This window comes from Bacteroides sp. AM44-19, assembly GCF_003603395.1.
GTDB classification, from domain to species: domain Bacteria; phylum Bacteroidota; class Bacteroidia; order Bacteroidales; family Bacteroidaceae; genus Bacteroides; species Bacteroides uniformis.
The window spans coordinates 257,274-280,799 of record NZ_QTNB01000003.1; the positions used below are offsets into that span (position 1 = coordinate 257,274).

Sequence of the window (23,526 nt, forward strand, 5' to 3'; positions counted from 1 at the left end):
TTTACATACTGATTATCAAGAGATTACGAACGCAACCATTCTTGATAAAATTCTCTTACTAAAGCAACTTCACAAAGTCATCAAAAAGAAACTCCGTATCCGTCGGCCCGCTGGCAGCTTCGGGATGAAACTGTGCGGAGAACCAGGGATTGCGTTTGTGGCGGATTCCTTCATTAGAACCATCGTTCATATTGATGAAAAGCGGTTCCCAGTCTTCTGTCAGCGTGTTGTTGTCTACGGCATACCCATGATTCTGTGAGGTGATGAAGCAACGTTCCGTACCCACCATACGCACCGGTTGGTTATGGCTGCGGTGGCCGTATTTCAATTTGTATATCTTGGCGCCCCCAGCTTTGGAAAGCAACTGGTTTCCCATACAGATGCCGAAGATGGGCAGTTTCTCGTTCTGCATTGTCTTGCGGATATGCTGCACGGCAGCATCGCAGGTATCGGGGTCGCCAGGGCCGTTGGAGATGAACAACCCGTCGAACTCCATCCCAGTATAATCATAGTCCCAGGGAACGCGAATCACTTCCACGTCACGTTTCAGCAGGCAGCGGATGATGTTATGCTTGACGCCGCAATCCACAAGGAGCACTTTCTTCTTACCGGTTCCTTCGTTGTAACGGATAACCTCCTTGCAGCTAACTTTATCCACATAATTCACATCGGCATAAGAGGCCTCAGGCATTTCATCCGATTCATCATCAAAGGCGATACGTCCCATCATCACCCCATGCTCGCGAAGCACCTTTGTCAGTTCGCGGGTATCGATGCCCGTGATGCCCGGAATCTGTTCGCGTTTCAGCCAGTCACCGAGGCTTTCCACCGCATTCCAATGGCTATAATTTTCGCTATAATCGCTTACAATAATGGCTTCGGCATGGATATGCTCGCTCTCCATAAAAGTGGCAAGCCCATTCGGTTCGAGAGTAAAAGGCGGCACACCGTAATTGCCCACCAACGGATAGGTGAGCGTCATCAGCTGTCCGGCATACGAAGGGTCGGTCAGGCTTTCGGGATAACCCGTCATGGCTGTGTTGAAGACCACCTCTCCCGCTACCGGTTTTTCAAAGCCGAACGACTTGCCGTGGAAGCGGCTCCCGTCGTCGAGGATTAGAGTTACATTTCTCATTGATTCAATTAAAATTGATAAACTTGTTCTATATAATCAATAAATGCCTTGTTCAGCATCTTCACACCGCCCGGCGTAGGATAATCGCCGCTGAAGTACCAGTCACCCGGATGCTTGGGGCAGGCCTCATGCAGCCCTTCGAGAGGCTGGTAGACAATCTGCACTTTGGCTTTCGTCCCTTTGGGAGTGAGCAGTTCCACCATCTTGGCAGAGATTTCCTCGTCGGTAAAGGGAGCGTATATCTCCTTCACGTAATTCACCATCTGCTCTTTGGGCAGGTCTACCTGCTCTTTGGACTTGCGGTAGGCGGCGGCAATCACATCGCGCATCTCGCGCTCCTTCAGCAGTTCCACAGCAGCCTTGAAGGCGATGAATTCGCTCATCTTAGCCATATCGATGCCGTAGTAGTCGGGATAGCGTACCTGCGGTGAAGAGCTTACAATGACTATCTTCTTTGGCTCCAGACGGTCAAGGATGCCGATGATGCTCTGCTTCAGGGTGGTTCCGCGCACTATCGAGTCGTCGATGATGACCAGATTATCCACTCCCGGGACAAGGCTTCCGTAAGTGATGTCGTACACATGGGCGGCAAGGTCGTTCCGGCTGTTTCCTTCGGCTATGAAGGTACGCAGCTTGATGTCCTTGATTGCCACCTTCTCGCTCCGTATGCGCCGCGACAAGATATGCTCCAGTTCGTCGTGGCTGGGACTATGCCCCAAGGCGGCAATCTGCTGCACCTTCTCCTCGTTGAGGTAGTCGTCCAATCCTTGCAGCATTCCGTAAAAAGCAACTTCTGCCGTATTGGGGATGAAGGAAAAGACGGTATGGTCCACATCGTTGTCGATGGCTTTCAATATGTTGGGTACAAGTTTCTCACCCAGCAGTTTACGTTCCCGGTAAATGTCCACATCACTGCCCCGGCTGAAGTAGATGCGCTCGAAGGAACAAGGTTTCACCTCGCGCGGCTTGTTGATTTGCACGGTGCGCACCTTGCCGGCCTTGTTGATAAACATGGCTTGTCCGGGTTGCAGCTCCTTGATGGATTCGACAGGAACATTAAGGGCTGTCTGTATCACGGGACGTTCGCTGGCAAGCACCGCTATCTCGTCGTCCTGATACCAGAAGGCTGTACGGATGCCCCATGGGTCGCGTACGGCAAAAGTCTCTCCGCTGCCGGTAAGTCCGCACATCACGTATCCCCCGTCCCACTCCTTGCTCGAAGTGCGCAGCACGTTGGCAAGGTCGATATGGTTTTCTATATAACGGGTGATGTCCATGCCTGCCAGCCCTTCCGCTTCGGCAAGGTTGAAGAGGCGCTCCACTTCGCGGTCGAGGCGATGTCCCAACTGCTCCAGCATGATGTAGGTATCGGCATATTTGCGCGGATGCTGGCCGATGGCGGTAATGCGTGCGAAGATTTCATCCACATTCGTCATGTTGAAGTTGCCGCAGAGGGCAAGATTCTTGGCACGCCAGTTGTTTCTCCGGAGGAACGGGTGCACGTACGAGATGCCGGACTTTCCGGTAGTGGAGTAACGCAGGTGTCCCATATAGACCTCCCCTGCAAAGGGCAGCACACGCTTGGCATAGTCCGCATCGTGCAGCTGTTCCTTGGTCAAGTCCTTGAAGTGGCCCTGCACCGTACCGAAAATTTCGGTAATGGCGCCCGAGCCGAGAGCACGCTCACGGAACATATATTCCTCGCCGGGACTGGCTTCCAGTTTCACGCAGGCCAGTCCGGCACCTTCCTGCCCACGGTTGTGTTGTTTCTCCATCAGGAGATAGAGCTTGTTGAGTCCGTACATCCATGTTCCGTACTTCTCTTCATAGTACTCCAGCGGTTTCAGCAGGCGTATCATGGCGACGCCGCATTCATGCTTCAGTTGTTCCATCTATTTATTTACAATTTACCATTTACAATGTACAATTTTAAGTGTACAATTTTCTTTTCCTTATTATAGCATACAATTACCATTTACATTTACCCCTCCCAAGCGCAGCCCCATTGTACATTGTAAATGGTAAATTGTACATGTCCTCATTCTACAGTCACCGACTTCGCAAGATTCCTCGGCTGGTCCACATCCATTCCCTTGCACACGGCAATGTGATAGGCAAGTAATTGCAGAGGTACCGTAGTTATTAACGGATCAAGGCACTCCATTGTTTCGGGAAGCTCGATGCAAGTGTCGGCTATTTTACTGATGACCGTATCTCCCTTTGTCACAATGGCGATAACCCTGCCTTTACGCGCCTTTATTTCCTGGATATTGCTCAGCACCTTTTCGTAAAGCCCATTCCGGGTGGCAATGACCACTACCGGCATTTCGGCATCCACCAGGGCAATGGGGCCGTGCTTCATTTCGGCGGCAGGATAGCCCTCGGCATGGATATACGAAATCTCCTTCAACTTCAAGGCGCCTTCCAAGGCTACGGGATAACTGTATCCGCGTCCCAGATAGATAAAGTTGTGTGCATAGGTGAATATCTTGGAAAGTTCCGCTATACGGTCGTTCAGTTTCAAGACCTCCTTCATCTTGTCGGGGATATGTCCCAATTCCTTGACAATTGCCAGGTATTGCCCTTCGTCCATCGTCTTTTTCTCTTTGGCAAGTGTCAGGGCCAGCATGGTAAGCACCGTTACCTGCCCGGTGAAGGCTTTGGTGGATGCCACCCCTATTTCCGGTCCCACGTGGATATAGGAACCCGTGTGCGTGGCACGGGGAATGCTGGAACCGACGGCATTGCAGATGCCGTATATAAATGCCCCACGGTTTCTGGCAAGCTCCACGGCAGCCAGCGTATCGGCCGTTTCACCGCTTTGCGAGATGGCAATCACCACATCGTTGCTGTCAATCACCGGGTCGCGGTAACGGAACTCACTGGCATACTCCACCTCCACCGGAATACGGCAGAAGCTTTCAATCAAATGCTTGCCGATGAGGGCGGCATGCCATGACGTACCGCATGCCACGATGACGAAGCGTTTGGCCGCCAGCAGACGTTCCTTATAATCAATCACTGCAGAAAGAACCACGTTCGTACCCTCCACATTGATACGCCCGCGCATGCAGTCGTGAATGCAGCCGGGCTGTTCGAAGATTTCCTTCAGCATGAAGTGCGGATAACCGCCCTTCTCCAGCTGGCCGAGATTGAGCGCTACCGTCTTTACCTCGTGCGGACATTCCACATTCTTCAGGTTAACAACCTTCAGCTTCTCTCCCCGACGGATGAGGGCAATCTCTTCGTCTTCCAGATACACCACCTTATCCGTGTATTCCACAATCGGCGTGGCATCCGAAGCCAGGAAAAACTCTCCTTCACCGATGCCCACCACCAGCGGACTGCTCTTGCGTGCAGCGATTATCCCATCCGGATTGTCCTTGTCGAGCACCGCAATGGCATACGCCCCAATCACTTCCTGCAAGGCAAGTTGCACCGCCGTCAGCAGGTCAATATGGTTTGTCACCTGAATGTATTCAATGAGCTGTACCAGCACCTCGGTATCAGTGCTGCTTTTAAATACATAACCTTTGGCTTGAAGTTTTTCTTTAAGGACGGCGTAGTTTTCAATAATGCCGTTATGGATGAGGGCGAGGCGTTCGGAAGAGGAATAATGGGGATGGGCATTGACGGAACAAGGTTCTCCATGAGTGGCCCAACGTGTATGTGCAATACCAATGCTACCGGAAATATCTTTTTGAGCAACGAAAGTTTCAAGTTCCGAAACCTTACCTTTCGCTTTGTACACGTTCAACTGTCGGTTATCACTGATTAATGCTACCCCCGCACTATCATATCCACGGTACTCCAACCGCTTCAGACCCTTGATAAGAATGGGGTAGGCTTTCCTTTGACCTATATAGCCTACTATTCCACACATAATGTATCAGTATTTGATTTTGCGTTGCAAATATACATATTCTTAAGAACATAAAGTTAATCTTTCCACTATTTATTTATCAAAAGAATAGAAAAAAGTTGTTTTTACATCAAAAAGTTAAAGAAAGTATTATTTTAAAAGCAAAAGGCTTAATTTATAAATCCAAATCAAACCGTCTGATTTTGATTTAGGATTAAAAGAAAACAGAGGGTGTTTTCTATCAATTCATAACTTCATCTTCTATCGCAGGAATTTTGCAAGAAAGAAGGCAGGAATACATATTAGCATTTTGCAATTAATACCATATATTTGCCGAACATTTTGAAACCACAAACAATATTATACAGCAATAAAGAAAGCTTATAATCATGAAACAAGAACTTTTTAACAACAAAACAAAAGCAGAGGATTACCAGCGACAGCCCAAACAGTTGGGCTTGTATGAGGCATCCCATGAGCACGATGCCTGCGGAGTAGGCATGCTGGTCAATATCCAGGGAGGAAAATCACATGAACTGGTAGAATCGGCATTGAAGGTACTGGAAAACATGCGCCACCGTGGAGCGGAAGGGGCGGACAACAAAACCGGAGACGGTGCCGGCATCATGCTGCAGATACCGCACGAATTCATTCTGTTGCAGGGCATTCCCGTTCCCGAGAAAGGAAAATACGGCACCGGCCTGCTTTTCCTTCCCAAAGACGGAAAAGACCAGGCTGTCATCTTGAGCGTCATTATCGAAGAGATTGAAAAGGAGGGATTGACCCTGATGCATCTGCGCAACGTGCCCACTTGCCCCGAAATATTGGGAGAAGCGGCTCTTGCCAACGAACCGGACATCAAGCAAATTTTCATCACCGGATTTACGGAAAGCGAAACCGCCGACCGCAAACTCTATATAATAAGGAAAAGGATAGAGAACAGAATACGCAAGTCGGACATCCCCACCCGCGAGGATTTCTACATCGTCTCGCTCTCTACGAAGAACATCGTCTACAAGGGCATGCTCTCTTCCTTGCAGTTGCGCAACTACTTCCCCGACCTCACCAACAGCTACTTCACCAGCGGGCTGGCATTGGTGCACTCCCGTTTCAGCACCAACACTTTCCCCACCTGGGGACTGGCACAGCCTTTCCGCCTGCTGGCACACAACGGCGAAATCAATACCATCCGCGGCAACCGCGGCTGGATGGAAGCCCGTGAGAGTGTACTCTCCTCTCCCACCCTGGGAGACATCCGGGAGATACGCCCCATCGTGCAACCGGGCATGAGCGACAGTGCCTCACTGGACAATGTGCTCGAGTTTCTCATCATGTCGGGCCTGAGCCTGCCGCACGCCATGACCATGCTCGTACCGGAATCCTTCAACGAAAAGAATCCCATCAGCGAAGATTTGAAAGCTTTCTATGAATACCACTCCATCCTGATGGAGCCGTGGGACGGACCGGCGGCACTGCTTTTCAGCGACGGGCGCTATGCAGGCGGCATGCTCGACAGAAACGGACTGCGCCCTGCACGCTACCTGATTACGCAGGGCGGCATGATGGTAGTGGCCAGCGAAGTCGGCGTGATGGATTTCGAGCCGGGAGACATCAAGGAAAAAGGACGCCTGCAACCGGGCAAGATACTGCTTATAGACACCGAGAAAGGCGAAATATATTATGACGGCGAACTGAAGAAACAACTTGCCGAAGCCAAACCATACCGCACTTGGCTGGCCGGCAACCGCATCGAGCTGGACGAACTGAAAAGCGGTCGCAAAGTCTCCCATAGCGTGGAGAACTACGACAGCATGCTGCGCATCTTCGGCTACTCCAAAGAAGACGTGGAACGGCTGATTGTCCCGATGTGTACCACCGGTGCCGAACCCATCAACTCCATGGGCAATGACACCCCGCTGGCAGTACTCTCGGACAAGCCGCAACTACTGTACAACTATTTCCGCCAGCAGTTTGCCCAAGTCACCAACCCTCCTATCGACCCGATACGCGAAGAACTGGTAATGTCGCTGACCGAATACATCGGAGCCGTAGGCATGAACATACTGACACCCAGCGAAAACCATTGCAAGATGGTGAGGTTGAACCATCCCATCCTGAACAACGCCCAACTGGATATTCTCTGCAACATCCGGTACAAAGGCTTCAAGACCGTGAAACTGCCCCTGCTCTTCGAAGTGGCAAAAGGGTGCCAGGGATTGCAGGAAGCATTGGCAACCCTCTGCAAGCAGGCGGAAGAATCCGTCAACGAAGGAGTGAACTACATCGTGCTTTCCGACCGCGACGTAGACGCCGCCCATGCCGCCATTCCGTCACTGCTTGCCGTGTCGGCGGTACACCACCATCTTATCTCCGTGGGCAAACGGGTGCAGACGGCACTGATTGTAGAAAGCGGCGAAATCCGCGAAGTGATGCACGCCGCACTGCTGCTGGGCTTCGGAGCCAGCGCACTGAATCCGTATATGGCTTTTGCCGTCATCGACAAACTGGTGAACGAAAAGGAAATACAGCTCGATTACGCCACTGCCGAAAAGAAATATATCAAGTCCGTCTGCAAAGGCTTGTTCAAGATTATGAGCAAGATGGGCATCAGCACCATCCGTTCTTACCGGGGCGCGAAAATTTTCGAGGCCGTAGGACTGAGCGAGGAGTTGAGCAATGCCTACTTTGGCGGACTGAGTTCACGCATCGGAGGCATACGCCTGGATGAAGTGGCACGCGACGCCATCGCCTTCCACAAGGAAGGGATGGAGGTTCTTAAAAAGAAGGGGGAAGCGGAGCTATTGCCGAACCGCGGACTGTATGCCTTCCGCAAGGATGGTGAGAAGCACGCCTGGAACCCGGAAACCATCAGCACACTGCAACTTGCCACACGCCTGGGAAGCTATAAGAAATTCAAGGAGTTCACTGCCATGGTAGACAGCAAGGAATCTCCCATCTTCCTGCGCGATTTCCTCGACTTCCGCCGCGCTCCTATCAGCATAGACCGGGTGGAACCGGTAGAGAACATCGTACAGCGCTTTGTCACCGGCGCCATGTCCTACGGCTCCATCAGCCGCGAAGCCCACGAAGCCATGGCTATTGCCATGAACAAGCTGCATGGCCGGAGCAATACGGGCGAAGGAGGCGAAGACCGGGCACGCTTCATGCCGCGCGAAGACGGCACCAGTCTGCGCAGCGCCATCAAGCAGGTGGCCTCAGGACGTTTCGGTGTCACCGCAGAATATCTGGTGAATGCGGACGAAATACAGATAAAGATTGCCCAAGGCGCCAAGCCGGGCGAAGGTGGGCAGCTGCCGGGCTTCAAAGTGGATGAAGTGATTGCCAAGACACGCCACTCCATTCCGGGCATCTCGCTGATTTCCCCCCCACCCCACCACGACATTTACTCCATCGAAGACCTGGCACAGCTCATCTTCGACCTGAAGAACGTGAACCCACGGGCAAAAATCAGCGTGAAGCTGGTGGCAGAAAGCGGTGTGGGCACCATTGCCGCCGGGGTGGCAAAGGCAAAGGCCGATTTGATAGTCATCTCGGGTGCAGAGGGCGGTACGGGAGCCTCTCCTGCATCATCCATCCGCTATGCCGGCATCTCGCCCGAACTCGGTTTGAGCGAAACGCAACAGACACTGGTGCTGAACGGCCTGCGCGGACAAGTGATGCTGCAAGTGGACGGACAGCTCAAAACAGGCCGTGACATCATACTGATGGCAATGCTCGGAGCCGAAGAATTCGGTTTCGCCACCAGTGCCCTGATTGTACTGGGTTGCGTAATGATGCGCAAATGTCACCAGAACACCTGCCCCGTAGGGGTGGCGACACAGAACGGAGAACTGCGCAAACGCTTCCGCGGACGCAGCGAGTATCTGGTGAACTTCTTCACGTTCCTGGCGCAGGAAGTACGCGAATACCTGGCAGAAATCGGTGTGGAACGCCTGGATGACATCATTGGACGCACAGACCTTATCGTCCGCAAGCCGGATGACGGAATCAGGAAACATCAGTTGATAAGCTTCGACAAACTACTGGCACGCGTAGACAATGAAGCCGCCATCCGCCACGTCACCGACCAACAGCATGGCATCGACCATGTGAAAGATGTAGAGATGCTACATGCCGCCGCCGAAGCCGTAGAGAACCAGAAGGAAATCTCGCTGGAGTACACCATCGCCAATACCGACCGTGCCTGCGGCGCCATGCTCTCTGGTGTCATTGCCGCAAAATACGGAGAAAAAGGGCTGCCCGAACATACGCTGAACGTGAAGTTCAAAGGCTCCGCCGGGCAGAGTTTCGGGGCATTCCTTGTCCCGGGTGTCAACTTCAAGCTGGAAGGCGAGGCCAACGATTATCTGGGCAAAGGTCTGAGTGGCGGACGCATCGCCGTCCTGCCCCCGGTACGGAGCAACTTCGAGGCGGAGAAAAACACGATTGCAGGCAACACCCTGCTTTATGGCGCCACAAGCGGTGAAGTTTACATCAACGGCCGTGCAGGCGAGCGCTTTGCCGTCCGCAACTCCGGTGCCACAGCCGTAGTGGAGGGTGTAGGCGACCACTGCTGCGAGTATATGACCGGCGGGCGCGTGGTAGTACTCGGACAGACGGGACGCAACTTTGCCGCAGGCATGTCCGGCGGTGTGGCCTACGTATGGAACCGGGACGGCAACTTCGACTATTTCTGCAACATGGAAATGGTAGAACTGAGTCTCATCGAAGAGGCCTCCTACCGCAAGGAACTGCACGAGCTCATCCGCCAGCACTACCTGTACACCGGTTCCAAACTGGCACGCACCATGCTCGATGACTGGCCACGCTATGCCGACCAGTTCATCCAGGTAGTCCCTATCGAATACAAAAAAGTACTGCAAGAGGAGCAGATGCAGAAATTGCAACAGAAGATTGCAGAAATGCAACGCGATTATTGAATCGCGAATTAATAATGAAATAATGAAAGACTGAGGAAATTCCCCTTTCATTCTTTAATTCTTTAACTTTTTAATTTGTTCATCATGGGAGATCCAAAAGCATTCCTCAATATCCCCCGCCAAGAGGCGGGTTACCGTCCGATACACGAACGTATCACAGACTTCAGCCAAGTGGAACAGACACTGAACAGCCACGACCGCAAGCTCCAGGCCTCGCGCTGTATGGACTGCGGCGTACCCTTCTGCCACTGGGCATGTCCGCTGGGCAATAAAGACCCGGAATTCCAAGACGCGCTCTACCGGGGCAAATGGCGCGAAGCCTATCAAATACTGAACAGTACGAATGATTTTCCGGAATTTACGGGACGCATCTGCCCTGCCCTTTGCGAGAAGTCGTGCGTACTGAAACTCTCGTGCAACGAACCGGTCACTATCCGCGAGAACGAAGCCGCCATTGCCGAGGCTGCTTTTCGCGAGGGCTACATCACCCCCCTCCAGCCCGAACGCAACGGAAAGAAAGTAGCCGTCATCGGCGCCGGCCCTGCCGGATTGAGCGTTGCCGTACGGCTGAACGCCAAAGGTTACGAAGTTACCCTATTCGACAGCAAACCGATGCCGGGAGGACTGTTGCGTTACGGCATCCCCAACTTCAAACTGGACAAAGCCGTCATCGACCGCCGCATGAAAATCCTCGAGGCCGAAGGAATCTTGTTCAAGATGGGAGTCCATGTCGATGTACAGAAACTGCCTGCCGGATTTGATGCCTACGCCATTTGTACCGGTACGCCCACCGCCCGCGACCTCTCCATTCCGGGCAGGGAGCTGAAAGGCATCTACTTTGCCCTCGACATGCTGGCACAGCAGAACCATATTCTGGATGGAGATACCTTCCCGAAAGACCAGCTCGTCAACGCCCGCGGCAAACGGGTACTCGTCATCGGCGGCGGCGATACCGGGTCTGACTGTATAGGCACCAGCATCCGCCAGGGAGCCGTCAGCGTAACCCAGATTGAAATTATGCCCCAACCGCCCATAGGACACAACCCGGATACTCCCTGGCCGCAATGGCCCGTCGTACTGAAAACCACCAGCAGCCACGAAGAAGGCTGTACCCGTCGATGGTCCCTCGCCTCTACCCGGTTCATCGGGAAGAATGGCAAGGTATGCGGTGTGGAAGTGGAAGAAGTGGAGTGGCTTCCGGCAACAGACGGTAACCGCCCTACCATGAAATCTACGGGTAAGAAAGAGGTCATCGAAGCCGATATGGTGCTTCTTGCCATGGGTTTCCTCAAGCCCGAGCAACCGAAGTTTGCAGAGAACGTATTCGTGGCAGGCGATGCCGCCCACGGCGCCAGCCTCGTAGTACGTGCCTTGGCCGACGGACGACGAGTGGCAACAGAAATAGATCGTTACCTCGAACCTCTAAAAGAAAACAAGAAATGATTTCCCTTTCTTTAATTTTTAACCTTTAATTTTTAATTCTCATGTGTGGAATAGCAGGAATCTTCAACATACAGTCTCAAACTCCTGAGTTGAGAAACAAAGCGCTACGGATGGCGCAGAAAATCCGTCATCGCGGACCGGACTGGAGTGGTATCTACGTAGGCGGCTCCGCCATCCTCGCCCACGAACGCCTCTCCATTGTCGACCCGGAATCCGGCGGACAACCCTTATATTCACCCGACCGCAAACAGGTGCTTGCCGTCAATGGCGAGATTTACAACCATCGCGACATCCGTGCCCGCTATGCCGGAAAATACGCCTTCCAGACAGGTTCCGACTGCGAAGTCATCCTTGCCCTTTACAAAGACAAAGGCATCCGCTTCCTCGAAGAGCTGAACGGCATCTTCGCCTTCGCCCTCTATGATGAAGAAACGGACGATTACCTCATCGCTCGCGACCCCATCGGCGTAATCCCCCTTTATATAGGACGCGACAAGGATGGACACATCTACTTCGGCAGTGAGCTGAAAGCCCTTGAGGGTTTCTGCGACGAGTACGAGCCTTTCCTTCCCGGCCACTACTACCGTGGGCGCGAGGGCAAGATGCACCGCTGGTACACCCGCGACTGGATGGACTATGCCGCTGTGAAAGACAACTACACCCCTGCCGCCGAACGCAATGCCGCGCCGGCTTCGATAGGCCGGACAGCCTACAGCACACAAGTCACGGCTGTGCACGACGCCCTTGAAGCCGCCGTACAGCGCCAGTTGATGTCCGACGTCCCCTACGGTGTCCTGCTCAGTGGCGGACTCGATTCTTCCGTCATCTCTGCCATCGCCAAGAAATATGCCGCCAAACGCATCGAGACAGACAACAAGGCAGATGCCTGGTGGCCGCAGCTCCATTCCTTCGCCGTCGGCTTGAAGGGTGCTCCCGACTTGATTAAAGCCCGCGAAGTGGCCCGTCATATCGGTACCGTGCATCACGAGATAAACTATACCGTTCAGGAAGGCCTCGATGCTGTTCGCGACGTCATCTATTTCATTGAGACTTACGACATAACCACTGTCCGCGCCTCCACCCCCATGTATCTGCTGGCACGTGTCATCAAAAGCATGGGCATCAAGATGGTACTCAGCGGCGAAGGTGCGGACGAGGTGTTCGGCGGTTACCTTTACTTCCACAAGGCGCCCACCCCGCAAGCCTTTCACGAAGAAACCGTGCGCAAGCTCTCCAAACTGCATCTGTACGACTGCCTCCGTGCCAACAAAAGCCTTGCAGCCTGGGGAGTGGAAGGACGTGTCCCCTTCCTCGACAAAGAATTCCTGGATGTTGCCATGCGCATCAATCCGGCAGTCAAGATGTGCCCCGGCAAGGAGATAGAAAAGAAAGTAGTCCGCGAAGCCTTTGCCGACATGCTCCCTCAGAGCGTTGCCTGGCGGCAGAAAGAACAGTTCTCCGACGGTGTGGGCTACAGTTGGATTGATACGCTGAAAGCCATCACTGCCGCTGCCGTCAGCGACGAACAGATGGCACATGCCGCCGAACGCTTCCCGATACATACCCCGCAAAATAAGGAAGAGTATTACTATCGCACCATCTTTGAAGAGCATTTCCCCAGTGAAAGCGCGGCCCGAAGCGTTCCCAGCGTGCCCAGTGTGGCATGCTCCACCGCCGAAGCGCTGGCATGGGACGCCTCTTTCCAAGGAAAGAACGACCCCAGCGGACGAGCAGTAGCGGGGGTACACGAAGAAGCATACAAGGATTAAAAAAAGAGCTGCCGACAGATTTCCTGCCAGCAGCTCTTCTCATTTTTTATTTATCAAATCCTATCGGACTAAAACATCATTGTCTGTCCGCCAATCACACCTGCCACAGCACTCGCTACGGCAATAATAAGTTTCAAAATCACATTCCACGTTTTCTTCATAAAGATTATCCATTATCTGATTAATAATTCATAGCTACCGTTATCCCAGCGGATTCTCACCTTGGTCTCCATCCGAGTCCGAGCCTCCTCCTTCCGAACCGGAGCCGCCATCTGTAGAAGTCTTCCCCTTAAGATAATCATCCAAACTCACCAAATCCAGCCTTTCTCCAGCACGGGTAGCAGCCTTCGATATCTTCAGTTCCCTATTCGCCTGAAAACAGATACGGACGCTCTCCACACTCTTGGCTGTCACGTCATCAGCCTTTTCCTCACCTTTCGATTTGGCTGCCAGTATAAAGACACCCAGCCCGGCTATATTAACCGTCTTTCCTTCCAGCAACTGCTCTTTCAGCTTTTCCACAAAGTTCTGCATCGTACTCTTGATGTCACCGATAGACAGAGAAGAGCGGTCCTGCATCTTCTGTGCAATAAATGCCAAATCCACGCTTTGCCCCAATGTCACCAACTGCGGATAATACTTCTTGGGAGAGTTTTCAACCCTGGGGTCCGACGGTCTCTCCACCGTCCTAAAAATTACACTCATACTTTTTTTCTTTAGAGATTTAAATTCGTTTTACTATTCACACGTTTCGTTGATCAACGATGCAAAGGTGAGGATTAAAAACTATGTAGCCAAAGAAAAAAGGTGCTTGGGAGTAGTTTTTCTGAGAAAAGTGATAAAGTATTAATTATAAGATAATTGATGCAGAACAAAGAACCTCTTCATGAAACAGATATCATACTAAATTTCACAAGTCTATCAATCCGGCTACTTTTATTTCCATAGTTCTTCATTTTCCGGTACTAAACAAAGAAAACAGCCCTGCAGGAGCTGTTTTCTGAAAATGATTTATAAAGTGTTGATTTTACGAATAATAGTAAAATCATAATCAACTATTCAACATCATACCTTGATTTATCCGTCTTCTGAGGCCAAAACAAATAGCTGATGAACTGCCAAACACCTATAAGCAACTGTTTCATATTAATTGATAATCGCCTCCTTGATGCAATCTACAATATAACGTACATCATTTTCCGTCACATACGGACCTGCTGGCAAGCAGAAACCAACCTTAAAAATCTCTTCCGACACGCCATTCACGTATGCCACAGCGTCAGCATATACCGGTTGCTTGTGCATCGGCTTCCACACGGGGCGACATTCAATCCTTTTCGAAAGCATAAACACGCGAAGAGCCTCTACATTGGCGTTGGGCTGGCAATCGGTTACGGCTGAATCCACCGCTTTAATCACACCCGCAGCACCACCCACGGCAGTCTTTATGACTTCTTTGTAAGCACTCTCCTGCCCCTGAATCTTTACATCCTCGTCAAGAGTGGCAGCACAGAGCCAGAAATTGGAATCGAATTTGCGTTCACCGGTTTTGGGATTCATGGTTTCAGGCTGTTCATGCAGATGTATACCTTTAACCTCCTCCAGCAGCTCCTTATACAATGCCTGCACATGCTTGTGATGCGCAATATGCTTATCAAGTACCGTCATCTGCCCACGACCGATACCGGCACACACGTTACTCATACGGTAGTTATAACCGATTTCCGTATGCTGATAATAAGGATACGCATCACGTGCCTGAGTAGCGTGCCACATAATGTTGTTCGCATCCTCCTCGTTGCGGCAAATCAATGCACCACCGCCCGAAGTCGTAATCATTTTGTTGCCGTTGAACGACAACACACCGAAGCGACCGAACGTACCTAACACCTGACCGTTGAAGCGAGAGCCCATTCCCTCGGCAGCATCCTCAATCACAGGAATACCATATTTGTCCGCTATCGCCATAATCCGCTCACAATCGTATGGCATACCATAGAGCGCTACAGGGATTATCGCTTTCGGATACTTACCTGTAACAGCTTTGCGCTCAACAATAGCCTTCTCCAACAATTCCGGATCCATATTCCAAGTTTCACGCTCCGAGTCAATGAACACCGGCTTCGCGCCCAGATAAGTGATCGGGTGCGAAGAAGCACAGAAAGTGAACGATTGCACGCACACCTCATCACCCGCCTTCACGCCACAGGCAATCAATGCCAAGTGAACGGCAGCAGTACCGGCTGAAAGGCATACCACCTTTCGGTCAAGCTTTGAGCCATCTAAATTTGCATTGGCAAAATCTGCAAGATTCTGCTCAAATGCGTTCACATTCGGGCCCATAGGAACCACCCAATTGGTATCAAATGCTTCTTTTACGTATTTCTGTTCAAAACCTTCTTCTGACATGTGTGCTAGACAAAGGTATATAGTTTTTCTTTCTTCTGTAGACATCATATTTTGATTATTCATTTCCAATCAATTATACTTCCTCACCGGCAAATTTTACTTTGAGTCCAAGTACCGTAGCAAAAATCATCTCAATATCCTTGACAAAGCTATAATGACGATAATAATAGCAGTTCAGGCGTACCTTATCAGGATAGATAACCGTATCGTTATATTCAATGGCAATCTCCTGCATAGGGCGAGTATCCCCCTCCGCCTGACGTTTCGCCACATATTCACTAATCATTTCGTCTTCCAGTCGATACTTCAACGTTGCTGGGCCGGTAATACCCGGGCGAAGTTTCAACACATCCCTATCATCGCCAATCAGTTTATCGGCATACCCAGGCACATCAGGGCGTGGCCCCACAAAAGACATGTTGCCAATCAGCACATCCCACAATCCGGGAAACTCGTCCAACTTATAGTGACGAAGAGTTACACCAAAGGGGGTAATACGGCTATCACCTGCTACAGAAACAGTAGAACCATTATGTTTGACAGTCATTGTACGGAACTTATGGCAAGCAAACAACTTACCATCTTTACCCACGCGCTTTTGAACAAAGAATACCGGACCTCCGGGCATCTTCACCTTCACCATGATTGCCACAACAAGCAATACAGGCCAAAGAAATAGCAGGCTGAATAAAGCAATTATTCGGTCAAAGAACCATTTCAGTATCATTTTATCTTGTATTTATTTAAACTTTGAAACTTCATCACCATAGCGATGTATACATCAAGCCTGTCAGTATTCATCAAAAGATATTTGGGGACTATTTGCCGTAATCTTGAATGAGCTTCTTAATCCCTTCAACTATTTCTTTCATCTTTGGCTTAACTTCATTTTTAACAAACAGATACTTAAAGGTTTGATCCTTATATACATTCTCAGCTTTGGGTAGACCAAGATCTGCATAATCAATGAACGAATCCTCAGCGAACTGAATATCAATCTGTCCCTTCTTTACCTCTTTTATTCGAGGAGTTGCATCCAAAGCAAAAGCTGTGTAACCGAATCGTTCATCAATCAAGTTACAGATTTTATCATAAATTGCACCTTTATCAGTCAAAAGTTTTTTGCTTAATTCGTTACCCAATAATGCCACAAGTTCAGGATGCGACTTCCACATCGGAAAATACTTGTAATTTCTAGAAAGCCATTCATCCAAATGAGGAATTTTATTATGATGTACTTTCATCAAATAAACAATATCATCATCTGCTGGCATATAGATTTCTGTAAACCCTTTTTCTGGGTTGCCACAAATTAGTTGCTTTTCATAGAATGCTTTGTAATTAAAAACGGCTTGGGGGTGCAGCTGACCATCATTCTGTAAGCACTTGACAAGTTCTGTAACAGAATCTTTTAACAACTTCTGTTCGTAAACTACTTGATGATGCAAGAAAACCCAATTCGTCTGAAAATTCTTACTATCAATCAAAGCCTGTATCTCATTGATAGAACTTTTGCTATATGCGATTTTATATCTTCCTTCTATGCCTTTATGTAAAACAATTGAGTCTATTAGTCTATCCAAGTCAACAGAATCTGCTAAATAACCAGAGGCCCATTTATCTCTACAGATGTAATCCAATTTATCAGCATCGATTACATCTCCGTGGAGCAAAGAAATAAAACAATCTTCTAAAGATTCTTCAATTGTATTGTAAGGAATGCCCATAATCATACGCCCAACAAGGCTTGGATTTCCACCTAATTCAATTATCCTTTCATAAAAGACTGTTACACTCAAAAGGGCAGAAAGAATCTCGTGCTGCTTGGTATCGTATGCCTTATCCGCAATATCTACATCCGCAATTCTTACATCAAGTTTTCTATCATGAATTTCTTGCTTATATGCTTCAAAAAGTTCCTCACGTGTTCCAAACAGCTCTTCCAGTGTATGAGAGAAAGGTGAATGTCCGCAATCATGAAGAAGACACGCTATTTGAAATGTGTGTTTAAGAGGTTCGGGTATCTCAACCTGACGTAATATAGAAGCTACAATCTTTCTGCCAAGATGAAACACACCCAATGAATGTACAAAACGGTCATGTCGTGCACAAGGAAATAATGAACGTGCTGAGGTCTGCTCAATACGTCTCAATCTCTGAAAATATCGAGTATCAACCAACTTATCACAATAAGTTTCAGGAACCGAGATATACCCATGTACTGTGTCTAAAAATTTCTTTTCTCTCATAATTCAAAAATGCTTTTAACGATTTCAGAAAGCAAATCCCGCGTTTCGATATCAAGACGATAGAACTGACGTTCAAAGCGATCTTGTATAGCTTTGTTCTTGGGGAGAACAATAGTTCTATCAACTTCAATGTTATCAACCTCTATCAGATCCATTATATGTCGAAGTGATCTGTTCTTGTTTTCAATGCTGATAAACTGATCTTTCTGCCTTATCTCTGTAAATACTATCTCAATTTCTTCAAAAGTAAACTGAGTCTTTGTTCTTCCATAAAAAAACGCACTGCCTATAACATCAGCTATTTCAATATTCTTGTACATACTATTTTGATGAATTCATTACTTTAACCATCTCTTTTATCGAGATGCTGCAGAAGTACTAAAAAAAATAAATGATTGGGATTAGCTTTTATTGATAATACTAAATAAAGCGAGTTTTATTCACAGGTTTCTCTACAAATTTCTATATCAGCTCACCTAAATACTAGAATTGCGAGCTTCCTCCTCACGCAGTCTGAAATGCTTCAAATCATCTGTCAAAACTGTAATTTGTGCCATAAGCTGAGATATTATATTAGTGCTATACATCTTTCAATAAGATTATAAATTACAAGAAGCATAATTGTTCCAACAACAACCATGGCGAAATATATAATTGGATTTTGTAAGACGTAAAACTGCAATAAGAATACATGAAAAATGTATATTTTCAAACTCTCTGTACTGCAAATTTCAAAGAGCTTAATATTATATCTGCGGTAGGGAACAATCATTACTACAAAGGTAGCAAACGAAATCGCTCTCAAAATCTCAAAATAAGAAACATAATGTGACAAAATAAATGAAATTATAAAGAGAACAAATGATAATGATATTAAAGCACCACGATTCTTTATGTAAAAGTTGGCAATATTCTCTTTGTATAATGAACATAACACACCCATTGGAAAACATAAAGTAGTGTTCCACCAAAAACTATCAGGTTTGAGGATAATAAAAACAACTACAAGGATTGTTGGCAATATAGTCATTTTTAGGGGGGGGGGGGTAATTTTTTCACACAGCACACAAGGACATAAGAATATTATGTAAAGCAGCAATATCTCTTTAAGAAACCAATATTGATTGCTATATATTGATAGAGTAAATAGGTTTGTTATTGAAATACTATCCAAATAATGAACAAAAAATGTATCTATTAACCAAATAAACAGAAATGGTTCAAGTAGTTTTATTAAGTGCTTATAAACGTATGATATAGAAATGGGAAAATTCTTTTCAACAGAACAAGACAAACCGTATCCTGATAGTAAGAAAAATACAGCACATCCCATATTTCCCAAATTACTCAATAATATTGATAGAAAAAACGGATATACTACTCCGTATTTTGAAGATGTAAACTAAAAAACATGATGAAGAACAATTGCTATAATTGCTAAACCACGTAAGTATATAGTATCCTGTCTATTAAACAATTCACGTTTCATATTTATAAATTCTACTTCTAAATGGGAATGGCCTTTTTGAGTCATAAATTGAGCACTTATCTGTCATCTGAATACCTTATACGCAATTTTTTTCACCCATGCAGGGCTTACCAGCATAATGAACATCATATATCCGAAAACCGTAGCACTAAAACCATAGCCAAGAGTCTTGTTGATCATCTTGCGGTCTTTGAGTTGTTTCTTGGCAAAAGCCCAACCGTTGCGTCTCTTCTTGAAGAGAGCATTGGTAAATCGAAAACGAAGAATCACATCTTGTACATTAGCATGTTGAGTTCCCTTCCTCATACCATCAAGCCACAACATTGTATCCTGATTTTGTCGGTACTCTGGACGATACCTGCATCCAGCCTTATCAAAGAAGCTCTTGCGAAACAGAACCGCCGGATGCGCATGAGGATTTCTGCGAGCAAAGAACTCATAGCACTCCTTCGGACCTTCAGGATAGACAATCACCTTACCACGACTCTCGCTATTCTCGTCAATTTCCTCAATGGCACCACCCACCACATCTATCTCAGGGTGAGCCAACAAGTACGCCATCTGTTTCTCTAAACGCTGAGGCATTGAGATGTCATCCGCATCCATACGAGCGATGTATTCATAGCCCTCCTTGAAACAGATATCAAGTAGGTCGTTCAGCACAATAGCTAAGCCTCTGTTTTTAGGAAACCACTGTACTGATACATTGTCCTTGATTTCATAATCTTTCAAACAAGAAACCAGTTCTTCTCCCACAGGACCATCTACTCCAATGATAAGTTTGAAGGATCCTTTGTAAGTCTGTTTTAAAATACTATCAAAAGACAAGCGCACATAAGGCACTTTGTCGTTCTTGTATACTGGTAATATTACCGCTATTCTTTCCATGATTGAAGTAATTGATTCTTCAACTCCGTTTATACCGAACTAATCGAAGTCTGTTCGTCCTAATCCAAGTTCACGATGTATAATCCACGGTGACCTTCGAAAATTGAATCAAAGCAAACCGCCTCATTATATAGCAGAAACCTACCTGACATGAAATGCTCCAATATTACTTAACAATACTTTCACAATCATTTTTATATACCAAATTGATATACAAAAAATTTGCTTAAGGCTAGAAAAGTTCATATTTCCCATAAGATATTTTCTATCTGGCAACATCTTATTTGATATAAAATCCAAAGAAAGAGTATTTGATGTGCCACAATCAGACATATTAGTAACACACTGATTTATAAGTACATACCCATCAACGCCAGCAGCTCTAAAAATTCTTAACAAGAAATCTGCATCTGCGGAAATCTTCATTCGTATATCAAACATTCCATATTTATCGTATAATTTCATTGGAACGAAAGTTGCAGGGTGCCGAATTCCTGCAATATCACCTATTTTTGCATATTGCGCAAGTTTCTTTAAACTAGCTTTCAATACACTTTTCTTACCATTTCTATGATGAAAATACATATCACCAGCATAAATTACATCTTCTCGTTTTCCATTGTCCTCAAATTTTCTATATACATAAGCCAGAGCTTCTGGTTCTAGCCAATCATCGCTATTCACAATACCAATGATGATGCCAGAGGATCGCATAATACCCTTATTCATGGCATCATATATTCCTCTATCAGGCTCACTCTTCCATTTCATACGACCTTTAAACAGAGGTTCATATTTCTTGACTATATCAAGAGTTGAGTCCTTTGATCCCCCATCTACAATGATATATTCATAATCCGTAAAAGTCTGCGTTAATACTGACCTTATTGTGCGTTCAATAGTTCTTTCGCTATTAAAACAAATTGTTATTATTGAAAAAAACATTCAAAAAGAAATTATTGAAAAATTGATTATTATTCATTATGGTTATATTAATTCCCAAAAAAATATATACGGAACAATATTGTAAAATTCCTTGGATGTATCATGATAAAAAAAAGCTATAAATAATATTGTTATACATGTATATATCAGTGATTTGAATTTCGCACGTTTGAAGATTATCGGTATATATAGTGGTAAAAAAACGCTAAAATAAAAAGCAATACGAGTTATCGAATCTCCACCTATTAAACCTAAGCTCTGAAATAAAAAAGAACAGTATGCCATCCATCTTATAAAATTTTCTATTTGAAGTTCTAAGTTATTTTTATAAATATCATTTTTAACAGAGAAATCGTTAGTCTTAATAAATAGCGGCAATAGATATATAAACAAATATAAAATTATTAGATTAATAGCGCTTCCTCCATTCATATATGTGAGGTATTTTTCTCTAAATAATAATGGTACAACAAACGAAAATATTGCGCCATAGAAAGGCAATAAAAGAAGTGTAATACCTAATAAACTAATTGCAAGTTTATTCGTATGCCTTATGTTCCATAAAGGCCACACAAAAAAGTAAATAATAGCTGAAGAGTGAATAGAAAAAGCCAAAAATACGCTAACTAAAAAATGTTTGATTTTTCTTTCTACAATAAATTTAAACGAAAAGAATGTTATTGAAAATGCTATAGCTTGTCTTAACCCCGTAAAGCTAAACGTATAAAGACCAAAACATACAAAAATAATTGTTGACAAATAAACATTAACAGAGAAACGGTAATATATATAACCAATTAAGGAAAAAATAAATAACGACGTTATAGCCAAAAATATCTGAGGATTATCAGATATGAAAGATATTAATTTGTTAAAAACGACATAACCTTGTTCAAAACTATTTATTTTTGTAGTAAATATTGCACTTAATGGTATTTCACCTATTAATGTAAATTTTTGATAATAGCCATACCCATTACCCCAAACATCTGTACCACAAGTTGGAGATCTTAAGGACTGTAGTAAAACCGGTCCAAGACATAATAATATAATTTTTGATATTTTCTTCTCGTTGCTAACAAGTAAACCAACTAGAATAAGATACAGAAATAGAAAAAAAAATATATCAAAATTCATCTTATTGTTCTGCTTTATATAAGGAATTATATATACTTAAGTAATTACTTAGCATTGTAGAATTTGCATATATTTTTTTTGCTTCACGCTCAACATCCGCTTTTTGTATATTAGCAATAATAATTTTACATATTGATTCCTTTATTGCATTTAAATCACCATACTCAACGAAGGTACTGAATTTCTCTATTGCTATGCTCTCTGGTCCTCCTGCCAAGAATCCCACAACTGGAGTTCCGCAACAAAGAGACTCTGCCGTTACCATAGAATAAGTTTCTCTTTTTGATAACACTAAAGTAACATTAGCAGCACTATACAAAGATGCTAATTCTTCTCGATTTTTTGCAGCCCCCCATAAATGAATGTTGATTGGCAATTCATCTTCTTTTACTTGATTATTCAAACAAACCACAACAAAACGAATGTTAGGCAACATATTTGCTAGTTGAACAATCATCCACCCTCCTTTAGGATCTTTTCTGTCTAGAGAAAACGATGATGTTACATGCAAGATTGTTGCGTCATAATCACCCTCAAAATGCAATTTCCCACCCGGCTTATATTTGAATATATCCGTATCAACGCCATTATTGACTACAACACAATTCAGCCTTTTCGCTATAACTGATAATTTAATTCTGCTTTTCACCCAAGGAGATACTGCAACATTTATACATTTGTCTTCTTGAAAAGAATCAAATGCTTTCTTCATTTTTAACCAAGATATATGGGATCTATCTATTATCTTAGTACCTGTGGCTTCCTCCAAATTATTACAATCAAAACATCCATTAGGTTTCTGCCATTTATTACAGTTGTATGCATGAGGGCAATTGCCCGTATAAAGAAACTCCGCATGATGCGTAATAACTGTTTTGATGCCATTCGAACCAAGATAATACAACAGTCTATATATATTTATACAATAACAATTAATGCAATGAATATGTACTATATCCGGTTTCTGCTCTTCAATCGCTTTTATTACACGATAAGTTGATATAAAATTACCTCCATATCTTAATATTCCACAATACTTAACAAAAAAATGATGAATATGAGCTTCTATTTCATAACAGAATTTTCTTACATTATCGCTTTGGGAGGATGCTCCTCTACCATAGTAAACTAAATCGTGATACCCTTTTGATAACAATTCGTTATGTAAATCAAATACAATTTTACCTGTACTTCCCCTTTTATACATACAGTTAACTTGTATTACTTTCATACTATCATTTATTACACTGTTAATTTATT

At 45.8% G+C, this 23,526-nt stretch carries 17 protein-coding genes; 3 read left to right on the forward strand and 14 right to left on the reverse strand.

Features of this window, described 5'->3' with window-relative positions:
* Window positions 1-58 precede the first annotated feature (58 nt).
* The 3 genes from carA to glmS all read right to left on the reverse strand — a co-directional run bounded on the left by carA (window position 59) and on the right by glmS (window position 5,018).
* A complete protein-coding gene (carA, locus tag DW947_RS07610; protein ID WP_005827621.1) occupies window positions 59-1,135 on the reverse strand; it encodes a glutamine-hydrolyzing carbamoyl-phosphate synthase small subunit in 1,077 nt (358 codons plus the stop codon).
* A gap of 8 nt (window positions 1,136-1,143) precedes the next feature.
* Window positions 1,144-3,027: an amidophosphoribosyltransferase gene (locus DW947_RS07615; RefSeq protein ID WP_119958476.1), complete on the reverse strand. Its 1,884-nt coding sequence runs from the start codon at window positions 3,025-3,027 to the stop codon at window positions 1,144-1,146.
* Between the two features lie 146 nt (window positions 3,028-3,173).
* Entirely contained in the window at window positions 3,174-5,018 is a 1,845-nt protein-coding gene (glmS, locus tag DW947_RS07620) for a glutamine--fructose-6-phosphate transaminase (isomerizing) (protein WP_055288634.1), read from the reverse strand.
* A 365-nt stretch (window positions 5,019-5,383) separates the two neighbouring features.
* Here glmS and gltB point away from each other — a divergent pair, with 365 nt between their 5' ends.
* From gltB to asnB, 3 genes are all read left to right on the forward strand, one after another.
* Entirely contained in the window at window positions 5,384-9,937 is a 4,554-nt protein-coding gene (gene gltB / locus DW947_RS07625) for a glutamate synthase large subunit (RefSeq protein ID WP_374938692.1), read from the forward strand.
* A gap of 84 nt (window positions 9,938-10,021) precedes the next feature.
* Entirely contained in the window at window positions 10,022-11,380 is a 1,359-nt protein-coding gene (locus tag DW947_RS07630; protein WP_035449289.1) for a glutamate synthase subunit beta, read from the forward strand.
* A 41-nt stretch (window positions 11,381-11,421) separates the two neighbouring features.
* A complete protein-coding gene (gene asnB / locus DW947_RS07635) occupies window positions 11,422-13,149 on the forward strand; it encodes an asparagine synthase B (RefSeq protein ID WP_117963425.1) in 1,728 nt (575 codons plus the stop codon).
* Between the two features lie 68 nt (window positions 13,150-13,217).
* Here the strand turns inward: asnB and DW947_RS21555 are convergent, their stop codons facing one another.
* From DW947_RS21555 to DW947_RS07685, 11 genes are all read right to left on the reverse strand, one after another.
* Entirely contained in the window at window positions 13,218-13,310 is a 93-nt protein-coding gene (locus DW947_RS21555) for a smalltalk protein (RefSeq protein WP_005837261.1), read from the reverse strand.
* Window positions 13,311-13,350: 40 nt separating this feature from the next.
* Window positions 13,351-13,854, reverse strand: coding sequence for an HU family DNA-binding protein (locus DW947_RS07640; RefSeq protein WP_005827604.1), 504 nt, complete (start codon window positions 13,852-13,854; stop codon window positions 13,351-13,353).
* A 441-nt stretch (window positions 13,855-14,295) separates the two neighbouring features.
* Window positions 14,296-15,603 carry a DegT/DnrJ/EryC1/StrS family aminotransferase gene (locus tag DW947_RS07645; RefSeq protein WP_117963426.1) on the reverse strand — a complete coding sequence of 436 codons (1,308 nt, stop codon included), beginning with the start codon at window positions 15,601-15,603 and terminating at the stop codon, window positions 14,296-14,298.
* Between the two features lie 28 nt (window positions 15,604-15,631).
* Window positions 15,632-16,285, reverse strand: coding sequence for a sugar transferase (locus DW947_RS07650; protein ID WP_117963427.1), 654 nt, complete (start codon window positions 16,283-16,285; stop codon window positions 15,632-15,634).
* Between the two features lie 91 nt (window positions 16,286-16,376).
* Window positions 16,377-17,807, reverse strand: coding sequence for an HD domain-containing protein (locus DW947_RS07655; RefSeq protein WP_117963428.1), 1,431 nt, complete (start codon window positions 17,805-17,807; stop codon window positions 16,377-16,379).
* The gene (locus DW947_RS07660; RefSeq protein WP_117963429.1) at window positions 17,804-18,127 is read right to left on the reverse strand and encodes a hypothetical protein; all 324 of its coding nucleotides are present in this window, start codon (window positions 18,125-18,127) and stop codon (window positions 17,804-17,806) included. Before DW947_RS07660 ends, DW947_RS07655 begins: the two co-directional genes overlap by 4 nt.
* Before the next feature lie 248 nt (window positions 18,128-18,375).
* Window positions 18,376-19,158 carry an acyltransferase family protein gene (locus DW947_RS22095; protein WP_410492089.1) on the reverse strand — a complete coding sequence of 261 codons (783 nt, stop codon included), beginning with the start codon at window positions 19,156-19,158 and terminating at the stop codon, window positions 18,376-18,378.
* Window positions 19,159-19,359: 201 nt separating this feature from the next.
* Window positions 19,360-20,184 carry a glycosyltransferase gene (locus tag DW947_RS07670; RefSeq protein ID WP_117963431.1) on the reverse strand — a complete coding sequence of 275 codons (825 nt, stop codon included), beginning with the start codon at window positions 20,182-20,184 and terminating at the stop codon, window positions 19,360-19,362.
* A gap of 141 nt (window positions 20,185-20,325) precedes the next feature.
* Complete coding sequence (locus DW947_RS07675) at window positions 20,326-21,129, reverse strand: glycosyltransferase family 2 protein (protein WP_117963432.1); 804 nt, start codon at window positions 21,127-21,129, stop codon at window positions 20,326-20,328.
* A 42-nt stretch (window positions 21,130-21,171) separates the two neighbouring features.
* The gene (locus tag DW947_RS07680; RefSeq protein ID WP_117963433.1) at window positions 21,172-22,266 is read right to left on the reverse strand and encodes an EpsG family protein; all 1,095 of its coding nucleotides are present in this window, start codon (window positions 22,264-22,266) and stop codon (window positions 21,172-21,174) included.
* A 1-nt stretch (window position 22,267) separates the two neighbouring features.
* On the reverse strand, window positions 22,268-23,497 hold the full coding sequence (locus tag DW947_RS07685; protein ID WP_117963434.1) for a glycosyltransferase: 1,230 nt from the start codon (window positions 23,495-23,497) through the stop codon (window positions 22,268-22,270).
* Window positions 23,498-23,526 lie beyond the last annotated feature (29 nt).